The 25,033-nt window shown below is 71.9% G+C and carries 26 protein-coding genes and 1 tRNA gene; 15 read left to right on the forward strand and 12 right to left on the reverse strand.

What is annotated here, in order from left to right; genetic code table 11:
- Positions 1-337: 337 nt before the first annotated feature.
- Positions 338-421 (forward strand) — tRNA-Leu (locus IF655_RS16800).
- A 72-nt stretch (positions 422-493) separates the two neighbouring features.
- Here the strand turns inward: IF655_RS16800 and IF655_RS16805 are convergent.
- Together IF655_RS16805 and IF655_RS16810 are read right to left on the reverse strand one after the other, a co-directional pair.
- On the reverse strand, positions 494-745 hold the full coding sequence (locus IF655_RS16805; protein ID WP_307814945.1) for a hypothetical protein: 252 nt from the start codon (positions 743-745) through the stop codon (positions 494-496).
- 161 nt (positions 746-906) lie between these two features.
- Positions 907-1,308 carry a helix-turn-helix transcriptional regulator gene (locus IF655_RS16810; protein WP_199585615.1) on the reverse strand — a complete coding sequence of 134 codons (402 nt, stop codon included), beginning with the start codon at positions 1,306-1,308 and terminating at the stop codon, positions 907-909.
- Positions 1,309-1,542: 234 nt separating this feature from the next.
- On the opposite strand from IF655_RS16810, the gene IF655_RS16815 reads away from it, so the two are divergent.
- The 5 genes from IF655_RS16815 to IF655_RS16835 all read left to right on the forward strand — a co-directional run bounded on the left by IF655_RS16815 (position 1,543) and on the right by IF655_RS16835 (position 5,972).
- A complete protein-coding gene (locus tag IF655_RS16815) occupies positions 1,543-1,758 on the forward strand; it encodes a hypothetical protein (protein ID WP_199585616.1) in 216 nt (71 codons plus the stop codon).
- Between the two features lie 48 nt (positions 1,759-1,806).
- Positions 1,807-2,025 carry a hypothetical protein gene (locus tag IF655_RS16820; protein WP_199585617.1) on the forward strand — a complete coding sequence of 73 codons (219 nt, stop codon included), beginning with the start codon at positions 1,807-1,809 and terminating at the stop codon, positions 2,023-2,025.
- Positions 2,026-2,147: 122 nt separating this feature from the next.
- Positions 2,148-4,082, forward strand: a complete 1,935-nt coding sequence (locus IF655_RS16825) for a hypothetical protein (RefSeq protein WP_199585618.1) — start codon at positions 2,148-2,150, stop codon at positions 4,080-4,082.
- Between the two features lie 75 nt (positions 4,083-4,157).
- Positions 4,158-4,832 (forward strand): hypothetical protein, encoded by a 675-nt coding sequence (locus IF655_RS16830; protein WP_199585619.1) that lies wholly within the window; start codon positions 4,158-4,160, stop codon positions 4,830-4,832.
- 279 nt (positions 4,833-5,111) lie between these two features.
- Complete coding sequence (locus IF655_RS16835; protein ID WP_199585620.1) at positions 5,112-5,972, forward strand: Bax inhibitor-1/YccA family protein; 861 nt, start codon at positions 5,112-5,114, stop codon at positions 5,970-5,972.
- Positions 5,973-6,063: 91 nt separating this feature from the next.
- Here the strand turns inward: IF655_RS16835 and IF655_RS16840 are convergent, their stop codons facing one another.
- The gene (locus IF655_RS16840; protein ID WP_199585621.1) at positions 6,064-6,294 is read right to left on the reverse strand and encodes a DUF4287 domain-containing protein; all 231 of its coding nucleotides are present in this window, start codon (positions 6,292-6,294) and stop codon (positions 6,064-6,066) included.
- Positions 6,295-6,392: 98 nt separating this feature from the next.
- Between IF655_RS16840 and IF655_RS16845 the strand changes: the two genes are divergently transcribed.
- Complete coding sequence (locus tag IF655_RS16845) at positions 6,393-6,704, forward strand: hypothetical protein (RefSeq protein WP_199585622.1); 312 nt, start codon at positions 6,393-6,395, stop codon at positions 6,702-6,704.
- 13 nt (positions 6,705-6,717) lie between these two features.
- On the opposite strand, the gene IF655_RS16850 is transcribed toward IF655_RS16845, so the two are convergent.
- The 3 genes from IF655_RS16850 to IF655_RS16860 all read right to left on the reverse strand — a co-directional run bounded on the left by IF655_RS16850 (position 6,718) and on the right by IF655_RS16860 (position 10,183).
- On the reverse strand, positions 6,718-7,500 hold the full coding sequence (locus IF655_RS16850; RefSeq protein WP_199585623.1) for a hypothetical protein: 783 nt from the start codon (positions 7,498-7,500) through the stop codon (positions 6,718-6,720).
- A gap of 306 nt (positions 7,501-7,806) precedes the next feature.
- Entirely contained in the window at positions 7,807-9,027 is a 1,221-nt protein-coding gene (locus IF655_RS16855) for an acetyl-CoA C-acetyltransferase (RefSeq protein ID WP_199585624.1), read from the reverse strand.
- Positions 9,028-9,160: 133 nt separating this feature from the next.
- Positions 9,161-10,183, reverse strand: coding sequence for an SGNH/GDSL hydrolase family protein (locus tag IF655_RS16860; RefSeq protein ID WP_199585625.1), 1,023 nt, complete (start codon positions 10,181-10,183; stop codon positions 9,161-9,163).
- A 161-nt stretch (positions 10,184-10,344) separates the two neighbouring features.
- Here IF655_RS16860 and IF655_RS16865 point away from each other — a divergent pair, with 161 nt between their 5' ends.
- From IF655_RS16865 to IF655_RS16875, 3 genes are all read left to right on the forward strand, one after another.
- Positions 10,345-11,736: a cystathionine beta-synthase gene (locus IF655_RS16865; protein WP_199585626.1), complete on the forward strand. Its 1,392-nt coding sequence runs from the start codon at positions 10,345-10,347 to the stop codon at positions 11,734-11,736.
- Positions 11,737-12,155: 419 nt separating this feature from the next.
- Positions 12,156-12,998 (forward strand): MurR/RpiR family transcriptional regulator, encoded by an 843-nt coding sequence (locus IF655_RS16870; RefSeq protein WP_199585627.1) that lies wholly within the window; start codon positions 12,156-12,158, stop codon positions 12,996-12,998.
- A 113-nt stretch (positions 12,999-13,111) separates the two neighbouring features.
- Positions 13,112-13,723, forward strand: a complete 612-nt coding sequence (locus IF655_RS16875; RefSeq protein WP_307814946.1) for a hypothetical protein — start codon at positions 13,112-13,114, stop codon at positions 13,721-13,723.
- Here the strand turns inward: IF655_RS16875 and IF655_RS16880 are convergent, their stop codons facing one another.
- The 5 genes from IF655_RS16880 to IF655_RS16900 all read right to left on the reverse strand — a co-directional run bounded on the left by IF655_RS16880 (position 13,724) and on the right by IF655_RS16900 (position 17,477).
- Positions 13,724-14,098 carry a hypothetical protein gene (locus IF655_RS16880; protein ID WP_161181059.1) on the reverse strand — a complete coding sequence of 125 codons (375 nt, stop codon included), beginning with the start codon at positions 14,096-14,098 and terminating at the stop codon, positions 13,724-13,726. It lies immediately after the preceding gene.
- A gap of 20 nt (positions 14,099-14,118) precedes the next feature.
- Positions 14,119-14,616, reverse strand: a complete 498-nt coding sequence (locus IF655_RS16885; RefSeq protein WP_199585628.1) for a roadblock/LC7 domain-containing protein — start codon at positions 14,614-14,616, stop codon at positions 14,119-14,121.
- Positions 14,617-14,647: 31 nt separating this feature from the next.
- Positions 14,648-15,490, reverse strand: coding sequence for a transcriptional regulator (locus tag IF655_RS16890; RefSeq protein ID WP_199585629.1), 843 nt, complete (start codon positions 15,488-15,490; stop codon positions 14,648-14,650).
- Positions 15,487-15,876: a hypothetical protein gene (locus IF655_RS16895; protein WP_161181056.1), complete on the reverse strand. Its 390-nt coding sequence runs from the start codon at positions 15,874-15,876 to the stop codon at positions 15,487-15,489. The genes IF655_RS16890 and IF655_RS16895 overlap by 4 nt, the downstream gene beginning before the upstream one ends.
- Before the next feature lie 179 nt (positions 15,877-16,055).
- Entirely contained in the window at positions 16,056-17,477 is a 1,422-nt protein-coding gene (locus tag IF655_RS16900; protein ID WP_199585630.1) for a diaminopimelate decarboxylase, read from the reverse strand.
- Between the two features lie 142 nt (positions 17,478-17,619).
- Between IF655_RS16900 and hutU the strand changes: the two genes are divergently transcribed.
- The 4 genes from hutU to hutI all read left to right on the forward strand — a co-directional run bounded on the left by hutU (position 17,620) and on the right by hutI (position 23,184).
- Positions 17,620-19,284: a urocanate hydratase gene (gene hutU, locus IF655_RS16905; RefSeq protein ID WP_199585631.1), complete on the forward strand. Its 1,665-nt coding sequence runs from the start codon at positions 17,620-17,622 to the stop codon at positions 19,282-19,284.
- Positions 19,285-19,445: 161 nt separating this feature from the next.
- The gene (locus tag IF655_RS16910) at positions 19,446-20,648 is read left to right on the forward strand and encodes an allantoate amidohydrolase (RefSeq protein ID WP_199585681.1); all 1,203 of its coding nucleotides are present in this window, start codon (positions 19,446-19,448) and stop codon (positions 20,646-20,648) included.
- A complete protein-coding gene (locus tag IF655_RS16915) occupies positions 20,645-21,982 on the forward strand; it encodes a formimidoylglutamate deiminase (RefSeq protein ID WP_199585632.1) in 1,338 nt (445 codons plus the stop codon). The genes IF655_RS16910 and IF655_RS16915 overlap by 4 nt, the downstream gene beginning before the upstream one ends.
- A 26-nt stretch (positions 21,983-22,008) precedes the next feature.
- Positions 22,009-23,184 (forward strand): imidazolonepropionase, encoded by a 1,176-nt coding sequence (gene hutI, locus IF655_RS16920; RefSeq protein WP_199585633.1) that lies wholly within the window; start codon positions 22,009-22,011, stop codon positions 23,182-23,184.
- Between the two features lie 91 nt (positions 23,185-23,275).
- On the opposite strand, the gene IF655_RS16925 is transcribed toward hutI, so the two are convergent.
- On the reverse strand, positions 23,276-24,172 hold the full coding sequence (locus IF655_RS16925) for an RNA polymerase sigma factor SigF (RefSeq protein ID WP_199585634.1): 897 nt from the start codon (positions 24,170-24,172) through the stop codon (positions 23,276-23,278).
- Between the two features lie 248 nt (positions 24,173-24,420).
- On the opposite strand from IF655_RS16925, the gene IF655_RS16930 reads away from it, so the two are divergent.
- Complete coding sequence (locus tag IF655_RS16930; protein WP_018548091.1) at positions 24,421-24,798, forward strand: STAS domain-containing protein; 378 nt, start codon at positions 24,421-24,423, stop codon at positions 24,796-24,798.
- Positions 24,799-25,033: the final 235 nt, after the last annotated feature.

Raw genomic sequence — 25,033 nt, forward strand, 5'->3', positions numbered from 1 at the left:
TTCCCGGAACCCCCTCCGGTCGGACGGGACGCCCCGGTGTCATACCTGGGGAGGACCCCCGACCCTGAGGCCACCCGGGTGGCGCCGCTGGTGGAGCCCGGTGGGACCGCTCCCGGCGGGAACAGGTGGGTCGCCCTCGTTCGGTAGGTGAAATTCCGTCATTCCCCGTACGCGGGGGACTCGGCCCCGTCACGCTGTTGGCAAGTGCGGATGGCGTGCACCGTGGTCTGATGCACCCTCAGACATCAATAAAATAAGACAACATCGGTCCGCACTCTCCGCTGTCCTCAAGGAGCCTCCCGATAGGCTCGGGAACTCGAAGCGGAGCCCATGGCCTGCCCGGATGGTGGAATGCAGACACGGCGAGCTTAAACCTCGCTGCCCCTTCGCGGGCGTGCCGGTTCAAGTCCGGCTCCGGGCACATGCTCACCACCGCTGACCAGCGAAAACACTGGTACGGCGGTCCCGTTTCGGCCCACTCCGGGTCTCGTTCTCAGCCCTCGTACACCGTCAGGACCACCCCGTCCGCCTCGATGCGGCGGCCCGCTCTCATGCCGTTGGCGCGGAGGGTGAGGAGGCAGGTGTGGAAGAGGGTCAGTTCTTCCGCGTTCAGGATCGCGGCGGCCAGGTCGAGGAGTTCGCCGACCGACGCGTCGGTGAGGATCTCGGGCAGTTCGCCGGAGAAGAGGACGACGGATTCGCCGTCGGGGCCGCGGACCACCGCGGTGGCCGGCCCGCCATGCACGAACAACACGTTTCCCCCAAGAGCCCGGGGTCGTGCGGCTCTCGCTCCTCGGGCAGTCGTGAGACTAGCGGGGTATCTCGGCATATTCGGGCCCAGTTGCATTCTTTTTCCGACTTGGGCTCCGAGTGGGCCGAAGAGGGGGCAACCGCGGCCAGAGGCGGTCAGTTCTCCGGCGGGCGCTTGGCGGAGCGGCCGAGCAGCGACTCCACCAGGGCGGCGACATGGCGCCGGTCGTCGGACGAGAGCCGCTGGACGCTGGCGATGAGGAGGTCGACCTCGGGGTCGCCGGTCGCGCCGGTGTCGGCCGCGCCGTTCTCGGCCGTGCCGTACACGTGGATGCCGCACGCCTCCGCCGCCGCGCGCCGCACGGTGTCCAACGGGAGTCCGAGTCCCTTGGACAGTCCCTCCAGGGTCGTGGCCTGGGGCATCCGCACCACGCGCTCGGCGGTGGCCAGGTGGTGGACGGTGGAGCGGGGGACGCCGCCGCGTCTCGCCACGTCGCCGTAGGACCAGCCCTCACGGTCCAGGCGCTCGCGAATCAGCTCCTGCAGTGCGTTGGTCACCTGGTCACTTCCCGCTCGTCCTGCTCGCCCGTCGCCGAACCGCGCTGTCGGGGGGATTCTACGGGCGAGTAGGGGGACGGCCGAAAGGGTGATTCCCCGAACGGGTTGCGGAGAGCGCCCGCGAGGCCCTAGTGTCCAATCTCGTTGGACAGCTCGTCCGACCAAGTCGGACAGAGTCCGGGGGGAACCTGACTCCGTTCGACCGGAAATGCCTATTCCCAAGGGGGAATCATCATGATGGACGCTCACGAGCTCGAGGCCGAGTCCGCGGAGCTGCTGCCGGGCCGCGAGGCCCTGGGCAAGCTGAAGTTCAGCTTCAACAAGACGACGAACGTCACCAAGCACGTCGCCAACATCGCGGCCTCGAACCAGTCCGCCGCGCTGAACGACCACTCGGCGTACTCCGTCGCCAGCTCCGGCGCCGCCCAGACCATCAGCGTCTCCCAGTAACACCCGCGCACCACCACCCTCCGAGATCTTTCCGAAAGGACCACCATCATGAGCATGGACATGCGTGACCTGGACGCCGAGTCCGCGGAGCTGCTGCCGGGCCGCGAGGCTCTCGGCAAGCTGAAGTTCAGCTTCAACAAGACGACCAACGTCACCAAGCACATCGCGAACATCGAGGCCCAGAACCAGTCGATCGCCTCGAACGACCACTCCCTGTGGTCGGACGCCCAGTCGCAGGCCGGCCAGGCGATCTCCGTCAAGCAGTAACGGCACCGCCGCACAGGCGGCCACGGGGGCGGACCGTGCCCGAGTCCGGGGCGGTCCGCCCCCGCGGCCATGCCGGGGGGAAGCGGCGGTCATGACGTGCATGACGTGGGGGGAGACCACACATGACGGTGTCGGGAAACGGCACGACCACGCTCTACGACACCGGCCCGCTGCCCGGGCCCGGTGGCTGGCCGGTGACGTACGAGCAGGTGGCGACCGGCAGCCTGCCGGACGCGGAGGTGCCGTCCCGGCCCGTTCCGCGCATCAGCGCGGGGCTGAAGCTGCACGGCGAGTACCAGGGTTCGGGCTTCACTGAGCCCAAGTACATCGCCCGTCGGGGGGACGGGCAGGTCGTGCAGCTCTCACGGCTGCTGTATCTCGTGGCGTCGTCCGTCGACGGCGTCCGCGACGTCGACACCATCGCCCACCGGGTGAGCGCGCGCTTCGGCCGCGAGGTCAGCGGGGAGAACATCCGCTACCTGGTGGAGAACAAGCTCGAACCGCTCGGCGTGACCGTCCCCGAGGGCCAGGAGAGCGACGAGGTCGACGCCCCGCGCTCCGACCTGCTGCTGGCCCTCAAGGGTCACCGGGTCATCTTCAACGAGCGCCGCACGGCGAAGATCGCCCGCTCGCTCCAGTGGCTGCACAAGCCGGTGGTCGTCGCCGCCGTACTGCTCTCGGCCGTCGCCATGGACGTGTGGCTGTTCGGCTTCTTCGGGGCGATAGAACCGGTCCTTGAGGTCCTCGACCAGCCGGTCCTGATCCTGATCGTCTTCCTCCTCACCGTGGCCTCCCTCGTCTTCCACGAGTTCGGCCACGCCTCCGCGTGCAGATACGGCGGCGCCCGGCCGGGCTGCATCGGCTGCGGGCTCTTCCTCATCTGGCCGTCCATGTACACCGACGTCACCGACGTCTACCGGATCAACCGCGGCGGCCGCATCCGCACCGACCTCGGCGGCGTCTACTTCAACGTCGTGTTCATGCTGGCCATGGCGGGTGCCTACTTCGCCACCGGGGAACAGTTCTTCCTCGCCGCGGTCTACCTCGGCCACTTCGAGATCCTCGAACAGCTCATGCCGGCCGTCCGCCTGGACGGCTACTACATCCTGGGCGACCTCGCCGGAGTCCCGGACCTCTACGGCAAGATCAAGCCGATCCTCCTCTCCCTGCTGCCCACCGCCAAGGGACGGGCGGCCCGCGAGGAGGTCGCCGGGCTGAAGAAGTCGGCGCGCGTCATCGTGGCGACCTGGGTGCTCACGATGGTCCCGCTGATCATCGCCGAGCTGGGCTACGGCCTGTGGAACCTGCCGCGCATCCTCACCACCATGGTCCGCTCGCTGACCGAGCAACTGGTCGGCACCTGGTCCGCGATCGCCGACGGCAAGATCGTCGAGGGTCTGGTCGGCGTGCTCGGCACCTTCATGCTGCTGTGCCCGATGGCGGGTGTCATCTACCTCACCATCAAGATCGGCGGCAGGCTCTTCCGGGCCGCCAAGCGCGCCACCTCGGGACGGCCCGCGCTGCGCGTCACGCTGTGCGCGGTCCTGCTCGTCGGACTCGGCGGGCTCAGCTACGCCTGGATGTCCGGCGTCACCCCGAAGCCGCTGCCCAAGAAGCCGCCGATCGCGCCGATCCTCCAGCCCGGGGTGCCCACGACCGCGCCGCCGCCCATGGACGCCTCCACGCCGGAGAACGGCACGGGCGGACCGTCCGCGAGCCCCGGCACCGCGTCCACGTCACCCTCGGCCGTGCCCGGCGCGGCGCCCTCCGGTGCCTCCGGCAGCCCGAGCGCCACCGCCTCCGGCAGCGCGTCCGCGTCCGCCCCGGAGCCGTCCTCCTCGCCCTCGGCGAAGCCCGGCAGGAAGCCGACCAAGGGGACCACCCAGCCCGGCGACTCCGGGAGCAACGGCGGTACGGGCAGCGGTCCGACGCAGCAGCCGACGGGGACCGCGACCGACAGCCCCAGCCCGACCCCCACGGAGAGCCTCCCGACGAGCGAGCCGCCCGGGAGCACGCCTCCGTCCACCGACCCCCCGGCCCAGGCGGCGTCGTCCTGACCCCCTACGGCCACGTGTGACCACGCGGGTCGCACCCCCCTGAACCACATCGCATCCATTTCTTCGGGAGACTCCATGGGAAGTCATCGAAAGCCACGCGCGAGCAGCGGTCCGTTCAACGGACGCGCGGTCCGTACCGTCCTCCTCGCCGCGGGCGCCGCCGGAGTGGCGACCGCCGTCCCGGCCCACGCCGCGACCGGGCCCGCCCGCGCCGCGATCGTGTCGGACAACGTGTTCACCAACGCCAACCGGCTGCACCACACCCAGGCGAAGGACTCCTTCACCGTCCGCGAGTTCGGCAACGTCCGGGCAGCCTCCGTGCGCAACCAGGCGAACGCCGTCTCCATGGGCTGCTCGGTCGACGACAAGTGCCGCTCGGTCGCGCTGTCCTTCCAGATCGTCACGATCGCCGGGGACGTGCACCGGCTCAAGGCGGTCAACGTCAGCGACGCGGCCAACAAGTACTGCGACGGCTGCCAGACCCTCGCGGGCGCCTACCAGTTCGTCGTCTCCACGCCCAACCCGCTCAAGCTCGACGCGGGCGCCCGCCGTCAGCTCGACAGCGTCCAGCACCGGCTGGACGCGCTGACCCGCTCCGGACTGCCCGCCACCGAACTGCAGACCAAGGTGGACGCGCTGGCCGGAGAGGTCAACGGCATCCTGCAGAACGCCGTCGCCAAGGCGCCCAAGGGCCACGAGCGGCCCGACGTCACCCTGCACCGCCGACTGGACGGCTGGCCGCGCCACTGACCGCGACCTGACCGTCCCGCCCGGCCGGCCGCCGGTCCCGCGAGCGCCTCCCGCGGACCGGCGGCCGGCCCCTTTGCCTCCGGGAGCCCGTACGCCCTCTTCCTTACGGAGCCCGTACGTCCGCCGGGCAACGCTGCTCCATGGCCGGGAACACCGGTTCGGCATAACGTGTTCGGCAGCATGGCGAGGGAAAGATCCTCCTCAGGGATTACGATCCCTCCTTTGCCAATCCATTACTCTTGAGGCCGAGGCCGCACAACGCGGCCGTGGAGGAGTGAAATGAGGAGCAGCAACCCGGTCTTCTCGCGACGGGGGTTCAGCCGCGACAACGGCTACGCCGGTTTCAACACCGCACCGCAGGCCGGGTACGCACAGGGCAGCCCCTACGCGCAGAATCCGTACGCCCAGAACCCGTACGCGCAGCCCGACCTGGCGCACGGCGCCCCGCCGCAGGCCCCGCCCGCCGCCGGCCGGATGACGATGGACGACGTCGTCACCCGCTCGGCCTTCACGCTCGGCACGGTCGTCGTCGGCGCCGTCCTCGCCTGGACGCTGCTGCCGGTCTCCACGACCAGCTACGGCCTGGCGATCGGTTCCGCGATCATCGCCTTCGTCCTGGCGATGGTGCAGAGCTTCAAGCGCACCCCGACCCCCGCGCTCATCCTGGGATACGCCGCCTTCGAGGGCGTCTTCCTCGGCGTGATCAGCGAGATGTTCAACAGCCGCTGGAGCGGCGCGCCCTTCCAGGCGGTGCTGGGCACCATGGCGGTCACCGGCGCCACCCTGCTGGTCTACAAGGCGGGCTGGATCCGCGTCACCGCGCGGTACGCCCGGATCGGCATGGCCATCGCGATCGCCTTCGTGGTCGTCATGGCGGTGAACCTGCTGCTGGTCGCCTTCGGCGTCGCCGAGGACGGCGGACTGCGCAGCATGGGTCCGCTCGGCGCGATCGTCGGCATCATCGCGATCCTGCTCGGCGCGTTCTTCCTGACCCTCGACTTCAAGCAGATCGAGGACGGCATCTCCTACGGCGCCCCGCGTGACGAGTCCTGGCTCGCCGCGTTCGGTCTCACCATGACCCTGGTGTGGATCTACATCGAGATGCTCCGCCTGGTCGCGATCTTCAGCAACAACGACTAGCGGCGACGACTCGCGGACGACACCGCCGCACCACGCGAAGGGCCCCCGGTTCGACACCGGGGGCCCTTCGCGTGGTGCGGGGGAGCTGCCGCTAGCGCAGCTTGCGCGCGGCCCTCCGCAAGTCGTACTCGTGGATGATCGCCTTGGCGTGACCGTAGGCCAGGTTGTGCTCGTGCCGCAGCCAGCTCACCTTCTCCTCGAAGCGGACGAGGGCGGGACCCTCCTCCACCGCGCGCAGCCAGTCGGAGACGGCACGGCCGGTGCAGTGAGGAATGCGGGCAAGCATGTTGCGATGGGTCTCTTCGGAGAAGACTTGGGACATCGGCGCCTCCGGACGCAAAGGGGATACAGGCCGGTCCTCTCCGTCACCGTGCCCGAGCACGCGCCGCTTGGCAACAGTGCCCGCGTTACGCTCGGGCGGTGCTCGATACGACGCCCCTGACCAAAGCAGTGGAACACTTCGCCGACCGGCTGCGCGCGGCTCCGCAGAGCCGTCTGCAACGCAGCGCCGCCGCCGAGGCGCTGGCGCTGGCGCGGGAGATGGCCCGGCGCACGCAGGCGGTGGAGGAGCCCGGGACCGAGCCCCGCGAGATGCCGGACGCCGGGATGTTCGCGGCGGCCGACCAGATCACCGTCGCCGGGCACGACCTGGCGCTGGTGCTGGACACCGAGGAGCAGGTCGCCGAGGCGGTCGAGCTGGTGGAGGAGGCCCGCAAGCGGGCCGGGGTGTGAGGAGCCCTGGCGCTTACAGGGACGCGATGACGCGGTCCGCGAGGACGTACACCGTCTCGTCGCCGCAGGCGAACGTCAGGGTGTAGGCGCCGGAGATGCCCGAACCGCCCAGCAGATACGGCGACTCGCCCGAGCGCAGCGCGGTCGCGAGCCGTTCCGCCGTCTCGCGGTGACCCGGGGTCATGCACAGGGTGGTGCCGTCGGCGAAGACGTAGACGTCGAGGGTGCCGAGCGGGCCGGGGCGTACGTCGCTCAGCGCGACCTGCTGGGTGGCGAGCTGCTCCAGGGTGGTGGCGGCGCGCTCGTCCTCGTGTCCCGCGGTCGCCTGCACGGGGACGAAGTCCGGGTGCGAGGGGTGGCGGCGGCGGGCGGCGGCCAGCTCCGGGGACTCCCCGGTCTGCTCCTCGGACTCGGCGGCGGGCTCGGCCACGGGCTCGAGACCCGCGAAGTCCGCCTGCCGGGGCAGGAAGGGCTCGACGTCGGCCAGACCGTGCAGCGAGGGGGCGTCGGAGGAGTCGCGCGACTCCTGGGCGGCCCAGAACGCGCGCGCCTCGGCCAGCTCGCGCTCCCGCTCCTCGGCGAGCGCCTCGGCCACGGCCGCGCGTATCTCCTCGGCGTCGGCGGTGGTGCGGGCGGCGGGCAGCAGGGCGCGCAGGGCGGCCGCCTGGTCGTCCGTGAGCTGGGCCTGCAGCTCGGCGAGCTGACGGCGCAGCCGCAGCACGGTGCACAGGACGGCGACGCCCACGGCGCCCGTGGCGACCGTGGTGAGCAGCAGGGCGATGGGCATGGCGCTCACTGACGTACTCCCAGGTTCAAAGTCGACCCCCGACTTCCTACAACAGCTTGAAGGGCGGACTGACCGGCTGTCAGTGCGTAACGTCACGAAACGGACGGGACTTCTGCCTCGGCGGCGCGTGACGCCTCCCGGCCCACGGCACTGACCTGCGTCGATCCCCCATCGAGCGAGATAGGTCACACCCTGAGGGAGATTGGATCACAAAAAGGCCCAGCGCCCGGGGGATTTCCCGGGTTCCGGACCTTTTCGGACCCTCGGTGCCCGAGCGGTCACCGAGGGTCGATCAGCGCGTCGGGTCGGGCGCGGTCAGCTCAGGCGCTCGATGACCATCGCCATGCCCTGGCCGCCGCCGACGCACATGGTCTCCAGACCGAACTGCTTGTCGTGGAACCGCAGCGAGTTGATCAGGGTGCCGGTGATGCGGGCGCCGGTCATGCCGAAGGGGTGGCCGACCGCGATGGCACCGCCGTTGACGTTGAGCTTGTCCAGGTCGATGCCCAGCTCCTGGTAGGAGGGGATCACCTGGGCGGCGAACGCCTCGTTGATCTCGACCAGGTCGATGTCGCCGACACCGAGACCGGCACGGCTCAGCGCCTGCTTGCTCGCCTCGACCGGGCCGAGACCCATGATCTCGGGGGAGAGGCCGGAGACGCCGGTGGAGACGATCCGGGCGAGCGGGGTCAGACCCAGCTCGCGCGCCTTGGTGTCGCTCATGATGACGAGGGCGGCGGCGCCGTCGTTGAGCGGGCAGCAGTTGCCCGCCGTGACCAGACCGTCGGGGCGGAAGACCGGCTTCAGGCCCTCGACGCCCTCCAGGGTGACGCCCGCGCGCGGGCCGTCGTCCTTGGCGACCACGGTGCCGTCGGGCAGCGTGACCGGGGTGATCTCGCGCTCCCAGAAACCGTTCTTGATGGCTTCCTCGGCGAGGTTCTGCGAGCGGACACCGAACTCGTCCATCTCGCGGCGGGTGATGCCCTTGAGCCGGGCCAGGTTCTCGGCGGTCTGGCCCATCGCGATGTACGCGTCGGGGACCAGCCCGTCCTCGCGCGGGTCGTGCCAGGTGGTGCCCTCCTGCAGGGCGACCTCGGCGGTGCGGGCCTCGGCGTCGGCGAAGAACGGGTTGCGGGTGTCCGGCAGGCTGTCGGAGTTGCCCTTCGCGAACCGGGACACCATCTCGACACCGGCCGAGATGAAGACGTCGCCCTCGCCCGCCTTGATGGCGTGCAGCGCCATGCGGGAGGTCTGGAGCGAGGAGGAACAGTAGCGGGTGATCGTGCAGCCCGGCAGGTGGTCCATGCCCATCTGCACGGCGACGATCCGGCCGAGGTTGTTGCCCTGCTCGCCGCCGGGCAGACCGCAGCCGAGCATCAGGTCGTCGATGTCCTTCGGGTCCAGCTCGGGGACCTTGGCGAGCGCCGCCTGGATGATCGTGGCGGTCAGGTCGTCCGGGCGCAGGTCCTTCAGGGAGCCCTTGAAGGCGCGGCCGATGGGGGAGCGGGCGGTCGACACGATGACGGCTTCGGGCATCACGGCTCCAGTGGCGTAGAGAGGAAAGGGCAGGGCCCACTCGGAAGTTACCCGTACGTATGGCCCGGGTCACCCGGGTGCGAGTGTGACGCTGACCGCAATTGTCTAAGCGCTTGCTTTGTTCAGGTCGGGCTCAGGACGACGGTGCCGCCGGTTCCGTCTCCGGCACCCCGCGCCTGCGCCGCCGCTTCAGCAGCGCCCACGGACCGCGCGGTCCCGAGGGCATCGCGGCGGTGACCTCGGTGCCCGCCTCCGCCGCCGCCTCGGCCGCCGCCCGGGCCACCGGCAGGAAGCCCTCGCGGCGCGCCACGTCCGGACCCTCCTCCTCGGCCGGCCACAGGCTCAGCGCCGCGCACACCGTGGGCAGCACCGCCATGGCCGCCGTGGCGTACCCCTCCGCCGAGGGGTGGTAGCTGTCCGGTCCGAACAGCTCGCGGGGGTTCGCCGCGAACTCCGGACCCAGCAGATCGCCGAGCGAGACCGTGCGCCCGCCCTGTTCCACGACCCCGATGGTCTGCGCCGCCGCGAGCTGCCGGGAGGCGCGCCGGGCCAGCCAGCGCAGCGGCTGCTGCACCGGCTCGATGGTGCCGAGGTCGGGACAGGTGCCGACGACGACCTCGGCGCCGGCCGTGCGCAGCCGTCGTACCGCCGCCGACAGGTACCGCACCGAGCGGGTCGGGGGCATCCGGTGGGTCACGTCGTTCGCGCCGACCATGATCACGCAGACGTCGGGCACCGGCAGCGGGGACGCGAGGACCAGCGCCACCTGGCGCTCCAGGTCGTCGGACTGCGCGCCGGGCAGCGCCACGTTCTTCAGCACCACCGGTCGCTCCGCCACCGCCGCGAGCCCCGAGGCCAGCAGCGCGCCCGGGGTCTGTCCCGCCCGGTGCACGCCCTGTCCGGCCGCCGTGGAGTCGCCGAGCAGGGTCAGCCGGAGCGGCGGCTCACCGGGTTCCTCGAACCCGCTGCCGTACACCCCGTCCGCCTGCGGCACCCGGCCGCCGGTCGCGCCGTTGTTCACCTGGCGCTGTGCCAGCCGCATCTCCGCCAGCACCAGGCCGACCGCGGCGACCCCGATCAGCCCGGCTCCGCCGCCGCCGTACGCCGCCCCGGCCGCGATGCGCCGGGCCACTCTCGCCCTCGACAGGTTCGCCATGCGACGCCGCCACCTCCTCCTGGTCGTACACCCACTCCTTGCCCCGTACGGCACGTGTGCCAATCTCCACAGGGAGTGAAGGTCCGTCCGGCGTCACCCGGGGGCCGTAGGCTGGCGGAAACAACTACGACCACTGTTTTTGCAAGCAACCGGAGACAACGGTGCAATTCCACGACTCGATGATCAGCCTCGTCGGCAACACCCCGCTGGTGAAGCTCAACAACGTGACCGAGGGCATCCAGGCAACCGTCCTGGCCAAGGTGGAGTACTTCAACCCCGGCGGTTCCGTGAAGGACCGCATCGCCCTGCGCATGATCGAGGCGGCGGAAGCGAGCGGCGAGCTGAAGCCGGGCGGCACGATCGTCGAGCCGACCAGCGGCAACACGGGTGTCGGTCTCGCCATCGTGGCCCAGCAGAAGGGGTACAAGTGCGTGTTCGTGTGCCCCGACAAGGTCAGCACGGACAAGATCAACGTGCTGCGCGCCTACGGCGCCGAGGTCGTGGTCTGCCCGACCGCCGTGGACCCCGAGCACCCGGACTCCTACTACAACGTCTCCGACCGGCTGGTGCGTGAGACGCCGGGCGCCTGGAAGCCGGACCAGTACTCCAACCCCAACAACCCGCTCTCCCACTATCACTCGACCGGCCCCGAGCTGTGGGAGCAGACCGAGGGGAAGATCACGCACTTCGTGGCGGGCGTGGGCACCGGCGGCACCATCTCCGGCACCGGCCGCTATCTCAAGGACGCCAGCGACGGCAAGGTCCAGGTCATCGGCGCCGACCCGGAGGGCTCGGTCTACTCCGGCGGCTCCGGGCGTCCGTACCTGATCGAGGGCGTCGGCGAGGACTTCTGGCCCACCGCCTACGACCGCACGCTCGCCGACGAGATCGTGCCGGTGTCCGACAAGGACGCCTTCCAGATGACCCGCCGCCTGGCCAAGGAGGAGGGTCTGCTCGTCGGCGGCTCCTGCGGCATGGCGGTCGTCGCCGCGCTGCGCGTGGCCGAGCGGCTCGGCCCGGACGACGTGGTCGTCGTCCTGCTCCCGGACAGCGGTCGCGGCTACCTTTCGAAGATCTTCAACGACGAGTGGATGGCCGACTACGGCTTCCTGGAGGACGAGGGCCCCAGCGCCCGCGTCGCCGACGTCCTGAGCGACAAGGAGCACGGCTCCATCCCCTCCCTGGTGCACATGCACCCCGAGGAGACCGTCGGCCAGGCCATCGAGGTGCTGCGCGAGTACGGCGTCTCGCAGATGCCGGTCGTCAAGCCCGGCGCCGGTCACCCCGACGTGATGGCCGCCGAGGTCGTCGGCTCGGTCGTCGAGCGCGAGCTGCTGGACGCGCTGTTCTCGCAGCGCGCCTCGCTCTCGGACCCGCTGGAGAAGCACATGTGCGCTCCGCTGCCCCAGGTCGGCTCCGGCGAGCCGGTCGCGGACCTGATGCAGGTGCTCGGCTCGGCGGACGCCGCGATCGTGCTGGTCGAGGGCAAGCCGACCGGTGTCGTCAGCCGCCAGGACCTGCTGTCCTTCCTGGCCAAGGGCGGCAAGAGCTGAGGCGTTCGCGCCGCTCTCGCCGACCCGTGGCGCACACGGCATCTGAGTGTCACGTGCGCGCAGCACGTGCTTAACACGGGTCCCGCACAGTAGGGGGTACCGGCCAGGTGGGAGCGGCTCCCCGCCCCGGCCGGTGCCCATACGGCGCCCCAGGAACCTCCGGAGCGGCTCCCGGACCTCCATGGACGCCAAGGACGCGCCCGCCTGGCCTGACCCGGCGCGCGTCCCTCGCGGGGACCGCCGTCGTCCCGCCCCCCGGTGACGGGGGTGCGGCGGTCCCCGCGCAAGCCGCTTCCCGCGCCCTCGCGCCTTCTTTCTCCGCCCGCCTCCGCCATACCCCGGGCATCGCACACCCCGCCCCTGTATAACGGTATGCAGGGAGCGTTTGGAGTGAATAGCGGGTGGGGTCGGTGAGAGGGATGAGTGTGAGCGACAGTCCTGCGAAACGGTTGCAGGAGCTCTTCGAGGGGCACCGGCTCACACCGACCCAGCGGCGTATCGCGCACAGCATGGTGCGCCGCGCCGCCGACGTGCCGTTCCTGTCCAGCGTGGAGCTGGCGGACCTCGCCGGGGTCAGCCAGCCCTCGGTCACCCGCTTCGCCGTCGCCCTCGGCTTCGACGGCTACCCCGCGCTGCGCCGCCATCTGCGCGAGGTGGTCCCGGCCGAACCCGCCGCCGAACAGGGCTCGTTCAACGAGTACCAGCAGGCCGTCGAGGCGGAGATCGAGAACCTGCGCCATCTGGCCGACCTGCTCGCGGACCCGGCGCCGGTCCAGCAGGCGGGGCTGCTGCTCGCCGCCTCACGTCCGCTGCCGGTGCTCGGGCTGCGCGCCGCCGCCCCGCAGGCGTTCGGCTTCGCCTACTTCGCCGCCAAGGTCCACCCGGACGTACGGCTGCTGGACGAGGGCGGCTCCATGGTGCAGGACCGCATCGAGGCAGCCGTACGCGCCGGTGCCTCCGCGCTGCTCTGCTTCGCGCTGCCCCGGCATCCGCGCGAGGTCCTCGACGCCCTTGCCTACGCCAAGGAGGCGGGGCTGACCGTCGTCACCGTCGCGGACTCCGTGTTCGCGCCGGTCGCCAAGCACTCCGACCTGCTGCTGCCCGCCGCCGTCGGCACCGGGCTCGCCTTCGACACCCCGTGCGCGCCGATGATGCTCGGCCGGGTGCTCCTGGAGGCGCTGTGCGACGGACTGCCGGACGCCCAGGCGCGGTTGGAGGAGTTCGACGCGCGGGCGGCGGCTCGTGGGCTGTTCGTGGAGTGAACCGGCGCTGTCTTAAGACTCGTCTCAGGTTCCGGCGCTAGCGTGCCGCGCTGACACAGGTGATCCCCGGCGCGGACCGGGTGATCGACGAGACCGTGACACGGGAGGGTGACGTGGCGCGTGAAGGACGCGGCGGACGCGAGGGACGCGGCGGGCACGGGCTGGCCCGGGTGGCCGTGGTCGTACGGGCCGGAGCCGCACCGCTCGGCTGGCTCGGCGTGGTCGCGGCGGGGATCGGCGCGGTGCCGTCGGGACTGACGGGGCGAACGCCCGGCATCCTGGCCGGAGTTGTGCTGTTCGCCGCAGCTTCCGCCGTAGTGGCGCTGACGCGCCGGAAGCGGTACGTGGCGCTCGCGCGCGGTGCGGTGCGGGCGGGTCGGCACGACGTGCTCCAGGACCGCCGGGTGTCCGTGCGCGCCTGGCGCCGGGGACACCGCTGGTGGCTGCTCCTGGCTTTCGCCGCAGCGCTCGGCAGCGCCTTCGCGGTGCCCGTGGCCGGGGGACTGCTGCTCGCCGGAGCCGGACTCGGGCTGCGGCTGAAGGCGGGCTGGATCGGGCGGCGCGAACGCGCGCTGGACGCCCTGCTGTGGGTGCGGGTCGACTGGCTCGACGGGCGGGGCGGCGCGCCCGTCGGCAAGGCGGTCAAGGCGCTGCGCGCCACGGGCGTCGCGGCCAGCGACGCTGCCCCGGGCGGGGCACGCCGCCGTACTCCGGCCGCCGTCTGATCAGACCTCCAGTTCCGCCTCGATCCGCTTGAGCTGGTGCCGGGCCATCGCCAGGTTGGCGCGACCCGACTCCAGCACCAGGTACAGGAAGAGACCGTTGCCGCCGCGCCCGGTGAGCAGGCGGATCAGGTGGTACTGGTCGGACAGCGTGATCAGGATGTCCTCGATCTCGGCGTTGAGACCCAGGTGCTCCATGGTGCGCATCTTGGCGCGGATCACGTCGGTGTTGCCCGCGGCGGCGACGTTCAGGTCGAAGGTCTTGCTGCCGCCCATCGTGCCCAGCGCCATGCCGCTGGTGTAGTCGACGAGCGCGACGCCCGTGGCGCCCTCGATGGTCGTGAGCGCTTCTTTCAGGGCCGTCTCGGTGTTCGCCATGATGGGGTCCTTTCGGAGGTTCAACTGTCGGTTGCGGTAGGTGTCTCGGTGGTCGGGGTGCGCAGGACGCGCGGGGTGCGGGTGCGCGGCTGGGGCGGCCGGGCGGGACGTTCGACGGGGCGCGTACGTGCCTCCGCCTCGGCGGCGTCGAGCAGTTCGCCGACCCGGGCGCCGGAGCGGCGCCCCTCCAGGTGCAGCCGTCCGACGTTGACCCGGTCCTGCGCGAGCAGGGTCAGCACGGCGGTGCGTCCGGCGGCGTAGGTCGCGACGTAGCCGCGCTCGCCGCGCACCAGCAGCTCGCGGAAACCGCCGTTGCCGGTGGCCTCGGCGACCCGGACGGAGACACCGAGCGCGGCAGCGGTCAGCGCCGCGAGCCCGTCGGGGTCGACGCCGGGGGTGTCGTGGGCGACGACCAGTCCGTCCACACCGGCCGCGAGCGCGCCGGTGAGCTGGGGGACCCGGGTGCGCAGCCGCCGCAGCTCGTCCAGGACGGCTTCCAGGTCCTGTTCACGCAGCATCAGCTCTGTCCTCTCGGCGGGGCGGTGCCGTTCAAAGGGCCTCCAGCGCATCCCTGAGCCTCTTCAGCAGCGCGATGTCGGGGTCGGTGACCGTCAGCAGGGGGGGAGTCGGCGGGAGCGGCGGCGGCGCGGGGGCGGTGTGCGCCGGTGCGGACGCGCCGCGCACCGGGGCGAGGAGCCCGGCCGCCGCGAGACGGCGGACGTCCACCAGCGTGTGGAACGCCTGCCGCCCCAGCTCCCGGGCGATCAGGGTGGCCGTGCGGACGCCGTCGGCCCGCTCCAGGACCGCCCTGCGGCGGGCGGTGACCGGCGCCGCCGCCACCGGCGCGGCGCGGGTCAGTGGCGCGCTGTCGGTCGCCGGGTCGGGCCACAGCCGGTGCAGCAGCAGGCGGCGGCGCAGCGTCTCGCGCTCCAGCGCGACCACCGGCACCGAGGGCAGCGGACCCGCGCCGGGCGAGCCGTCGTAGCGGAAGCGGCCCGGGGTGCTGCTCGGGGAGAGCGCGAAGTATCCGGCGTCGTACAGCGCGTCCAGGTGGCACAGCTCCAGCGCGCCCTCGGGCAGCAGCCCGGAGTCGAGCAGCAGCCGGGCTGCCTCCGGGACGGTCGCCGTCCGCTCGGCCGCCCGCTGCCAGGCGGTGGCGGCGAGGGTGCCGTGGGCGGTGAGGAGCACGTCCAGACCGGGCGCGAAAGGGCTCTCGGCGTGCACCACCCGCCCGCGCACCAGATACAGCGTGCCGTGCTCGCGGACCAGGACGCCGGTCGCCTCCTCCTCGGCCAGGCGCCGCAGCATCGGGGACACCGCGCCCGCGGCTCTCTCGTGCGGTCCCGTTCTGTCCCGCACCGGCAGCGGCGGAGGTATCTCGACCACGGTCATCCCAGCACCAGCCGGGAGGCCATCTCGCCCAGCCGGATGCGGGCGAGGGCGAGGTTGCCCTCCTCGCGGCCCAGCCACAGATGCAGGAAGACGCTGCTGTCGAAGGACGTGTCCACGAATCTCAGCAGGTGGTAGCTGTCGTGGTTGCTGACGATCACGTCCTCGACCGGTGGCCGTCCCTCGTCCGGTCCGGCGGCGGCGAACGCGCCGTGCTCGGCGGTCATCCGGGCCAGTTCGGCGGCTTCGGCGGCCGTGGTCTCGTGGTCGCCGCCGGGCGCCTCCCCGACGGTGCCGAGGGCCAGTCCGCTCGTCCAGTCCACCAGCGCCGCCCCCCGGGCGCCGGGCAGCCGCATGGCTTCCAGTAAGCACTCGTCGATTCCGGGCACCGTGGCTCCCCTCCCGCCTGTGACTCCGGTTGAGTGACAACGACACTACGCATCGTGTGCGTGGCGGGTGAGGGCTTTGGCATTTTCCGTTGGAACGTGCGCCCGGCGCGCTAATGTGGGTCGATTGGCCCGCGTTTCACGGAAGTTGGTCCCTTTGTCCCTGGGTCGCCCGGCCCGCGTCAACGGCTCCCGGACGCACCCAGGGTGGTGAGCGCGGCCGCGTGCGCCCCTCCGGATTCGGCCACGATCTCCGCCACCGTCTGCGGCGCCCGTACGGTCGCGAACGCCACGCTCCCCGAGCCGTCCGGCACGAAGCCGTAAATCCCGGGCCGGGCAAGGGAGTTGTAGGGGTAGTGGTGGGCGAAGGCGTACGCGCCCGTGTCCAGGACCGCCGCCAGGTCACCCTGTTCCAGCGCGGGCAGCGAGCGCCCCTCGGCCAGCAGATCGCCCGTGAAACAGGCTGGACCGGCGACGTCCTGCACCACCTCGGGACCGGACTTGGGGCGCCCCTCGGCGTCGTACGCCGCGATCCGGAGCGGCCACAGCTCCGGCGCGTACACGGTCCGGGTCGCCACCTGGACCCCCGCGTGCGTGACCGCGATCCGCCGCCCGCCCGCGCTCTTGGCGTACTCCACCCGGGCCACCACCGTGCCGTGCTTGGCCAGCAGCGACCGGCCGAACTCGGTCACCAGCCCGTACCGCCCGTCGAACAGCCCCGGCACCTCCTCGGCCAGCAGCCGTGCGTAGCGCGCGTGCCCCGGACCCGCCGCCTCCGAGCCGAAGTCCACCGAGAGACCGCCGCCGATGTCGACGGTGTCGATCTGCCGCCGCCCGGTCCGCGCGTTGACCTCCTCCGCGAGCGCGTACGCCTCCGCCACGCCCCGCGCGAGCAGCGGCAGCGGGATGCCCTGGGAGCCGGTGTGGGTGTGCAGCCGGGTCAGCCACGGCCGGTCCAGGTACGCCCGTACGACCCACTCCCTGGCTCCGTCGTCGCGCAGCCCCACCCCGAACTTGGAGGTCGCCGTCGCCGTCGAGGTCGCCCCGATGGAACCCGCGCCGAGCTGCGGATTGACCCGGATGCCGAGCGGGGAACGGGTCGGCGCGGTGCGTACCAGCGCGTCCAGGCGGTCCAGCTCCTGCGGGCTGTCCGCGTTCACGGCGACACCGAGCGCCAGCGCCTCGCGCAGCTCGCCGGTGGTCTTGGCGGGGGAGTCGAGCACCGTGCGGGACGCGGGCACCCCGGCCGCGCGGACCAGCGCCAGCTCGCCGGGGCTCGCCGCCTCGGCGCCAAGACCCTCCGCCTCCAGCAGGCTCAGCACGGGCACCAGCGGGGCGGCCTTCACGGCGAAGGCGTGCAGCACGGGCGTGCCCGGCGGCACCACGGCGTCGAACGCGGCGCGCAGGGCGGCGGCCGAGGCGCGGATACCGGTGACGTCCAGGAGGGCGACGAGGGGGGTGTCCGGGCCGAGGAGCCCCTGCGCCACGGCGGCGCGGACGGCGGTGTCGCGGCGGGCGGCGCGTGTCTGCGCGCCGTCGTCCGCGCCGGGGTGGCTGTGCTCCGGGAGATCCTGCTCGGTGCCGTGCTGGGTGTCCTGCTTCACGGGGTGCCCCTCCTGCCGTCCTCGCTTCTGTCGTCGCTTCCAGCCAAACACCCGCGACGCGCGGACGCGGGCGCCCCACGCTATTGACTAGTCCTATTCACGACTGGAGGATGTGAATAGCCGTAGCTACAGGAGGACGAAGATGTCAGGACCTCGGCCCGTACGAGCACCGCGCGGCACGGAACTGAGCGCGCTGGGCTGGCAGCAGGAGGCCGCCCTGCGGATGCTCCAGAACAACCTCGACCCCGAGGTCGCCGAGCACCCCGACAAGCTCGTCGTCTACGGCGGCACCGGCAAGGCCGCCCGCGACTGGCGCTCCTTCGACGCCATGGTGCGCACCCTGCGGACGCTGAAGCAGGACGAGACCATGCTGGTCCAGTCCGGCCGCCCGGTCGGCGTCATGCAGACCCACGAGTGGGCGCCGCGCGTCCTCATCGCCAACTCCAACCTGGTCGGCGACTGGGCCAACTGGGAGGAGTTCCGCCGCCTGGAGGCTCTCGGGCTCACCATGTACGGCCAGATGACCGCCGGTTCCTGGATCTACATCGGCACCCAGGGCATCCTCCAGGGCACCTACGAGACCTTCGCCGCCGTCGCCGCGAAGAAGTTCGGCGGCACCCTCGCGGGCACCATCACCCTGACCGCCGGACTCGGCGGCATGGGCGGCGCCCAGCCGCTCGCCGTCACCATGAACGACGGCGTCGCCATCTGTATCGACGTCGACCCCCGCGCCATCGAGCGCCGCATCGAGCACAAGTACCTCGATGTGAGGGCCGACAGCCTGGAGCACGCCCTCCAGCTCGCCACCGAGGCCCGCGACGCCCGCCGCCCGCTCTCCATCGGCGTCCTCGGCAACGCCGCCGAGCTGGTCCCGCAGCTCCTCGCCATGAGCGCCCCCATCGACATCGTCACCGACCAGACCTCCGCGCACGACCCGCTGGCGTACCTCCCGGTCGGCGTCGACTTCGAGGACATGGCCTCCTACGCCGCGAAGGACCCCGCCGGGTTCACCACCCGCGCGCGTGAGTCCATGGCCCGGCACGTCGAGGCGATGGTCGGCTTCATGGACGCGGGCGCCGAGGTCTTCGACTACGGCAACTCCATCCGCGGCGAAGCCCAACTCGCCGGATACGACCGCGCCTTCGCCTTCCCCGGCTTCGTCCCCGCCTACATCCGCCCGCTCTTCTGCGAGGGCAAGGGTCCCTTCCGCTGGGCCGCGCTCTCCGGCGACCCGGCCGACATCGCCAAGACCGACAAGGCGATGCTGGAGCTGTTCCCCGAGAACGAGTCCCTCGCCCGCTGGATCAAGATGGCCGGCGAGCGGGTGCACTTCCAGGGGCTGCCCGCGCGCATCTGCTGGCTCGGGTACGGGGAGCGGGACAAGGCGGGCGAGCGGTTCAACGACATGGTCGCGAGCGGTGAGCTTGCCGCTCCGCTGGCCATCGGGCGCGACCACCTCGACTGCGGGTCCGTCGCGTCGCCCTACCGGGAGACCGAGGCGATGCTCGACGGGTCCGACGCGATCGCCGACTGGCCGCTGCTGAACGCGATGGTGAACGTGGCTTCCGGGGCGTCCTGGGTTTCCCTTCACCATGGTGGTGGCGTGGGGATGGGGCGGTCCATTCACGCGGGGCAGGTCACGGTGGCCGACGGTACGGCGCTGGCGGGGGAGAAGATCCGTCGGGTGCTCACCAACGACCCCGGTATGGGTGTCATCCGGCATGTGGACGCGGGGTACGACATCGCGGAGTCCGTCGCCGAGGAGCGGGGCGTGCGGGTGCCCATGCGTGAGGGTGAGGACGCGTGACGGACGGCGGCTCTTCGGTGGCCCCTGAGGTCTCGTCGCCGACTGCGGGCCGGGCCGTGCCCACCCTCCCCCAAGCTTTCGACTCCGCTCAAGCAGGGGGGACCCCCATCGCCCTGCGGAACGACTGCCCACGGCCCTTGAGCGGTGTTTCGTTCCAGGACATGTGGACCGAGCTGTTGCCCATCGGCCGCAGCTCCGCCTCCGGCGGTTACCGGCGCTACGCCTGGACCGGTGCCGACGCCGACTGCCGCGCCTGGTTCCGGGAGCAGGCGGAAGCGCGCGGGCTGGACTACGAGGTCGACCGGAACGGCAACCAGTGGGCGTGGCTCGGTGACCCCGCCGCAGGGGACGCCGTCGTCACCGGCTCGCATCTCGACTCCGTACCGGACGGCGGTGCCTTCGACGGACCCCTCGGAGTGGTGTCCGCCTTCGCGGCGCTGGACGAACTCCGGTCGCGGGGCGTCCCGTTGGACCGCCCGCTCGGCATCGTCAACTTCGGGGACGAGGAGGGGGCGCGGTTCGGGCTGGCCTGTGTGGGGTCGCGGCTCGCCGCGGGGCAGCTCACCGTCGAGCAGGCGCGCCTGCTGACCGACGGCGACGGGATCACCCTGCCCCGGGCCATGGAAGCCGCCGGATACGACCCCGAGGGCATCGGCGCCGACCCCGAACGGCTCGCCCGCATCGGTGCCTTCGTCGAGCTGCACGTCGAACAGGGCAGGGCGCTGGACCTGTCCGGCGACCAGGTCGGCATCGCCAGTTCCATCTGGCCGCACGGACGCTGGCGGTTCGACTTCCGCGGCGAGGCCAATCACGCGGGCACGACCCGGCTCGGGGACCGGCGGGACCCGATGCCCGCCTACGCCGAGACCGTGCTCGCCGCCCGGCGAGCCGCCGAACTCGCCGGTGCCGTCGCGACATTCGGCAAGGTCGCCGTCGAGCCCAACGGGGTCAACGCCATCCCCTCCCTGGTGCGCGGCTGGCTCGACTCCCGGGCCGCAGGACAGGAGACCCTGGACACGGTCGTGCGGGAGATCGAGGGCGCCGCGCGGGAGCACGCGGCGGCGCACGGGATCGACCTGGAGGTCGTACGGGAGTCGGTCACGCCCGTCGTGGAGTTCGACCACGCGCTGCGCGACGAACTCGCCCGGCTGCTCGGCCGGGACGCCGACCTCAAGGTGCCGGTGCTCGGGACCGGCGCCGGACACGACGCCGGGATCCTCGCGACGAGCGTGCCGACCGCCATGCTGTTCGTGCGCAACCCCACCGGTGTCTCGCACTCCCCGGCCGAGTTCGCCGCCGAGGACGACTGCGTGGCCGGGGTGCGCGCGCTCGCCGACGTACTGGAAGGACTGGCCCGCAGGTGACCAGGGGAACCTATTGGCTGGAGCACGCCTGGCTCGGTGACTGTGTCGAGCCCGGCGTGACCGTCGAGGTGGCGGACGGCCGCATCACCGCCGTCCGCACCGGTACGGACGCTCCGCCGCCCGGCGCCGAGATCCTGCGGGGTCTCACCCTGCCGGGGCTCGCCAACGCCCACAGCCACGCCTTCCACCGCGCCCTGCGCGGCACCGTCCAGGTCGGCAGCGGCACCTTCTGGACCTGGCGCGAGGTGATGTACTCCGTCGCGGACCGGCTGACCCCCGAGACGTACCACGCGCTGGCCCGCGCGGTGTACGCCGAGATGGCGCTTGCCGGGATCACCTGCGTGGGCGAGTTCCACTATCTGCACCACGACCGGGGCGGCGCCCGTTACGCCGACCCCAACGCCATGGGCGAGGCGCTGATCGTGGCCGCCGCCGAAGCCGGTGTCCGGATCACCCTGCTCGACACCGCCTATCTCTCCTCCGGCTTCGGCGAGCGCCCCACCGCCCACCAGCTCCGCTTCTCCGACGGCAGCGCGGACGCCTGGGCCGAACGCTGTTCAGTTCTCAAGGAACAGGATCACGCGCGGATCGGAGCGGCCATCCACTCCGTACGGGCCGTGCCTGCGGAGCAGTTGGCGACCGTCGCCCGCTGGGCGGAGGAGCGGCGGGCGCCGCTGCACGTCCATCTGTCGGAGCAGACCGCCGAGAACGACGCGTGCCTCGCCGCGCACGGCGTCACCCCGACCCGGCTGCTCGCGGACCACGGCGTGCTCGGCCCGCGCACCACCGGGGTGCACAACACCCACCTCACCGACGAGGACATCGCGCTCCTCGGTGATTCCGGCACCGGCACCTGCATGTGCCCGACCACCGAGCGCGACCTCGCGGACGGCATCGGACCCGCCGTCGCCCTCCAGCGCGCGGGCTCACCGCTCTCCCTCGGCTCCGACAGCCACGCCGTCATCGACCTGCTCGAAGAGGCGCGCGCCATGGAGCTGGACGAGCGGCTGCGCACCCGCACTCGCGGTCACTGGACCGCCGCCGCGCTGCTGCGCGCCGCCACCGAGGACGGGCACGCCGCGCTCGGCTGGCCGGAGGCGGGCGCCATCGAACCCGGGCGCGCGGCCGACCTCACGACCATCGCGCTCGACTCGGTCAGGACAGCCGGTCCGCCGCCCCGGCTCGGCGCCGAGACGGCCGTATTCGCGGCGAGCGCGGCGGACGTACGGCACACGGTCGTGGGCGGGCGGCACGTCGTACGCGACGGGGCGCACACGCTCGTACCCGATGTGCCGCGTGCGCTCGCGGACGCGATCGCTGCCCTGAGCGGCTGACCCCCACCGGCATCCACGAGGACACCATGAGCAGCAGCACCGCCATCACCAACATCGCCACGCTGGTCACCAACGACCCCTCCCTCGGTGACGGGACTCCCCTCGGACTCATCACGGACGCGGCCCTGGTCATCGACGGCGAACGCGTCGTGTGGGCCGGTGAGTCAAGCAAAGCACCCGCCACTGACAATCGCCTCGACGCCGGTGGAAAGGCGGTCCTGCCGGGCTTCGTGGACTCCCACTCGCACCTGGTGTTCGCGGGCGACCGCACGGCGGAGTTCAACGCCCGCATGTCCGGCCGCTCCTACTCGGCGGGCGGCATCCGCACCACCGTCGCGGCCACCCGCGCCGCGAGCGACGCGGAACTGGAGGCGGGTCTCACGCGGTATCTCGCCGAGGCGCTGCGCCAGGGCACGACCACGATGGAGACCAAGTCGGGCTACGGGCTCACCGTCGAGGACGAGACCCGCGCCCTGCGCCTCGCCGCCCGGCACACCGACGAGGTGACCTACCTCGGCGCGCACATCGTCGCGCCGGAACTCGCCGACGACCCCGCCGCGTACGTCGCCCTGGTGACCGGCGAGATGCTGGACTCCTGCGCCCCGCACGCCCGTTGGATCGACGTGTTCTGCGAGAAGGGCGCCTTCGACGGCGACCAGGCCCGCGCGATCCTCACCGCGGGGCGCGCCAAGGGGCTGCACCCCCGCATCCACGCCAACCAGCTCTCCTACGGTCCCGGCGTCCAGTTGGCCGTAGAGCTGGACGCCGCCAGCGCCGACCACTGCACGCACCTCACCGACGCCGACGTGGACGCGCTGGCGAACAGCGGCACGGTGGCCACGCTGCTGCCCGGCGCCGAGTTCTCCACCCGCGCCCAATGGCCGGACGCCAGGCGGCTGCTGGACGCCGGGGCGACGGTCGCGCTGTCCACGGACTGCAACCCCGGCTCGTCCTTCACCTCGTCCGTGCCGTTCTGTGTCGCGCTGGCCGTACGGGACATGGGCATGACCCCCGACGAGGCGGTCTGGTCCGCCACGGCGGGCGGCGCGGCGGCGCTGCGCCGCACCGACATCGGCCGTCTCGCGCCCGGCAGCCGGGCCGACCTGGTCCTGCTGGACGCGCCGAGCCATGTGCACCTCGCCTACCGGCCGGGCGTCCCGCTGGTCGAGGCGGTGTGGCGCGGGGGTGTACGGGTGGTGTGAGGGGCGCCACGGCCGCGTCCGCGGCGGAACGCGGCGAGGCGGCCCGGCGCTGTCGCCGGACCGCCTCGTGAGCCGAGGGTGAGGTGCCGCCTCACTCCTCCACGGTCAGCCCCCGGCGCAGCCGCACCAGCGTGCGCGAGAGCAGCCGGGAGACGTGCATCTGGGAGATGCCCAGCTCCTCGCCGATCTCCGACTGGGTCATGCCCGCCACGAAGCGCAGCGACAGGATCTGCCGGTCACGGGGCGCGAGTTCGGCGATCAGCGGCTTCAACGACTCGACGTACTCGATGCCTTCGAGTCCGTGGTCCTCGTAGCCGATGCGGTCCGCGAGCGCGCCCTCGGAGTCGTCCTCCTCCGGCTGGGCGTCCAGCGAGGCGGCGGTGTAGGCGTTCGAGGCGGCCATGCCCTCGACCACCTCCTCGTTGGAGATGCCGAGCTTCTCGGCCAGTTCCGCGACGGTGGGGGCGCGGTCCAGGCGCTGGGCCAGCTCGTCCCCGGCCTTGGCCAGGTCCAGGCGCAGCTCCTGCAGTCGGCGCGGTACGCGCACGGACCACGAGGTGTCACGGAAGAAGCGCTTGATCTCGCCGATGATGGTCGGCATCGCGAAGCTCGGGAACTCCACGCCGCGTGCCATCTCGAAGCGGTCGATCGCCTTGATCAGGCCGATCGTGCCGACCTGGACGATGTCCTCCATCGGCTCGCTGCGCGAGCGGAAGCGGGACGCGGCGAACCGGACGAGCGCCAGGTTCAGTTCGACGAGGGTGTTGCGGACGTAGGCGTGTTCGTACGTGCCTTCCTCCAGCGCCTCCAGGCGCTCGAAGAGGGTCTTGGAAAGGGCCCGCGCGTCCACCGGGCCGACCTCGTCGTAGGGCGGGATCTCGGGGAGCCCCGCCAGGGGGTCGAGAGGATCGATGGCATGATCCAGTTGGTCCGGTGGGGGTGTCGACGTCGCGATCGGGGTATGCGATGCGTCGAGCCGGGGTGACATGGGTGTCCTCCATCGTTCTCGGCATAAGGCTGCCGAAGCCGAAATACGTGCACTGCGGTGTGCGGCGCCTCCGAAGCCGGCGTGCGGGCGTATGTGTCCCTACTAGCCCTACCCGCTTCATGGAGCCGGTGGCAAGTTCCTTATCTGGCGATATGCCCGTTTTTGCGGGGTTGTTCAGGTGTCGGAGTGCGTGGGGAAGGCGTAGTGTTCGAGGGCATCAGCAGCCACGACCTCGGGAGAGAGACGGCATGGACCACGGGACGGTCGGCAGCGCACAGTCGGGCCGGCTTCTGGTGGAGGTGCGGGAAGAGGGCTCCAGCGCCGTAGTGACACCGGCGGGTGAACTCGATCACCACACCGCCGATCTACTGCGCGAGCCGCTCGACGACCTCCTGGCGAAGGGCTTCTCGCGCCTTGTCGTGGACTGCTCGCGACTGGAGTTCTGCGACTCCACGGGCCTCAACGTTCTGCTCGGCGCGCGGCTCAAGGCCGACGCCGCGGGCGGTGGGGTCCATCTGGCCGGGATGCTGCCGGTCGTCGCGCGCGTATTCGAGATCACAGGGGCGGAGGCGGTGTTCACCGTCCATGACTCCCTGGACGCCGCCCTGGCCGGCGAGGACGGCTGACGCCGCGCCCCTTTCGCGCCCGCGCCCGTCCGGCGCACCGGTCACGCGCAACACGCGGGTGTTCCGGCGCCTCGGTCGGGCAGGAGAACATTCTGAATCTGTCGGCCGCCGGCCGCACCCTTCCGGGAACCGGCGGACGGCCTGGACGCGACGTAGGGGTGGAGGCGTACGGGCGAGAGCGGCGGAGTGGGCGCTCTTGGGCGCCGTGCGGGCGGCGGACGGACCGCCCGCGATC

The organism is Streptomyces sp. DSM 110735, assembly GCF_016482685.1.
Lineage (GTDB): Bacteria > Actinomycetota > Actinomycetes > Streptomycetales > Streptomycetaceae > Streptomyces.

What these genes read in the sequence shown, in the direction of transcription:
- IF655_RS16815 (WP_199585616.1), top strand. Translation starts at nt 1,543, where the DNA reads ATGATGGACGCTCACGAGCTCGAGGCCGAGTCCGCGGAGCTGCTGCCG.
- IF655_RS16820 (WP_199585617.1), top strand. Translation starts at nt 1,807, where the DNA reads ATGAGCATGGACATGCGTGACCTGGACGCCGAGTCCGCGGAGCTGCTG.
- IF655_RS16825 (WP_199585618.1), top strand. Translation starts at nt 2,148, where the DNA reads ATGACGGTGTCGGGAAACGGCACGACCACGCTCTACGACACCGGCCCG.
- IF655_RS16830 (WP_199585619.1), top strand. Translation starts at nt 4,158, where the DNA reads ATGGGAAGTCATCGAAAGCCACGCGCGAGCAGCGGTCCGTTCAACGGA.
- IF655_RS16835 (WP_199585620.1), top strand. Translation starts at nt 5,112, where the DNA reads ATGAGGAGCAGCAACCCGGTCTTCTCGCGACGGGGGTTCAGCCGCGAC.
- IF655_RS16840 (WP_199585621.1), bottom strand. Translation starts at nt 6,294, where the DNA reads ATGTCCCAAGTCTTCTCCGAAGAGACCCATCGCAACATGCTTGCCCGC.
- IF655_RS16855 (WP_199585624.1), bottom strand. Translation starts at nt 9,027, where the DNA reads ATGCCCGAAGCCGTCATCGTGTCGACCGCCCGCTCCCCCATCGGCCGC.
- IF655_RS16860 (WP_199585625.1), bottom strand. Translation starts at nt 10,183, where the DNA reads ATGGCGAACCTGTCGAGGGCGAGAGTGGCCCGGCGCATCGCGGCCGGG.
- IF655_RS16870 (WP_199585627.1), top strand. Translation starts at nt 12,156, where the DNA reads ATGAGTGTGAGCGACAGTCCTGCGAAACGGTTGCAGGAGCTCTTCGAG.
- IF655_RS16880 (WP_161181059.1), bottom strand. Translation starts at nt 14,098, where the DNA reads ATGGCGAACACCGAGACGGCCCTGAAAGAAGCGCTCACGACCATCGAG.
- IF655_RS16885 (WP_199585628.1), bottom strand. Translation starts at nt 14,616, where the DNA reads ATGCTGCGTGAACAGGACCTGGAAGCCGTCCTGGACGAGCTGCGGCGG.
- IF655_RS16890 (WP_199585629.1), bottom strand. Translation starts at nt 15,490, where the DNA reads ATGACCGTGGTCGAGATACCTCCGCCGCTGCCGGTGCGGGACAGAACG.
- hutU (WP_199585631.1), top strand. Translation starts at nt 17,620, where the DNA reads ATGTCAGGACCTCGGCCCGTACGAGCACCGCGCGGCACGGAACTGAGC.
- IF655_RS16910 (WP_199585681.1), top strand. Translation starts at nt 19,446, where the DNA reads ATGTGGACCGAGCTGTTGCCCATCGGCCGCAGCTCCGCCTCCGGCGGT.
- hutI (WP_199585633.1), top strand. Translation starts at nt 22,009, where the DNA reads ATGAGCAGCAGCACCGCCATCACCAACATCGCCACGCTGGTCACCAAC.
- IF655_RS16925 (WP_199585634.1), bottom strand. Translation starts at nt 24,172, where the DNA reads ATGTCACCCCGGCTCGACGCATCGCATACCCCGATCGCGACGTCGACA.
- IF655_RS16930 (WP_018548091.1), top strand. Translation starts at nt 24,421, where the DNA reads ATGGACCACGGGACGGTCGGCAGCGCACAGTCGGGCCGGCTTCTGGTG.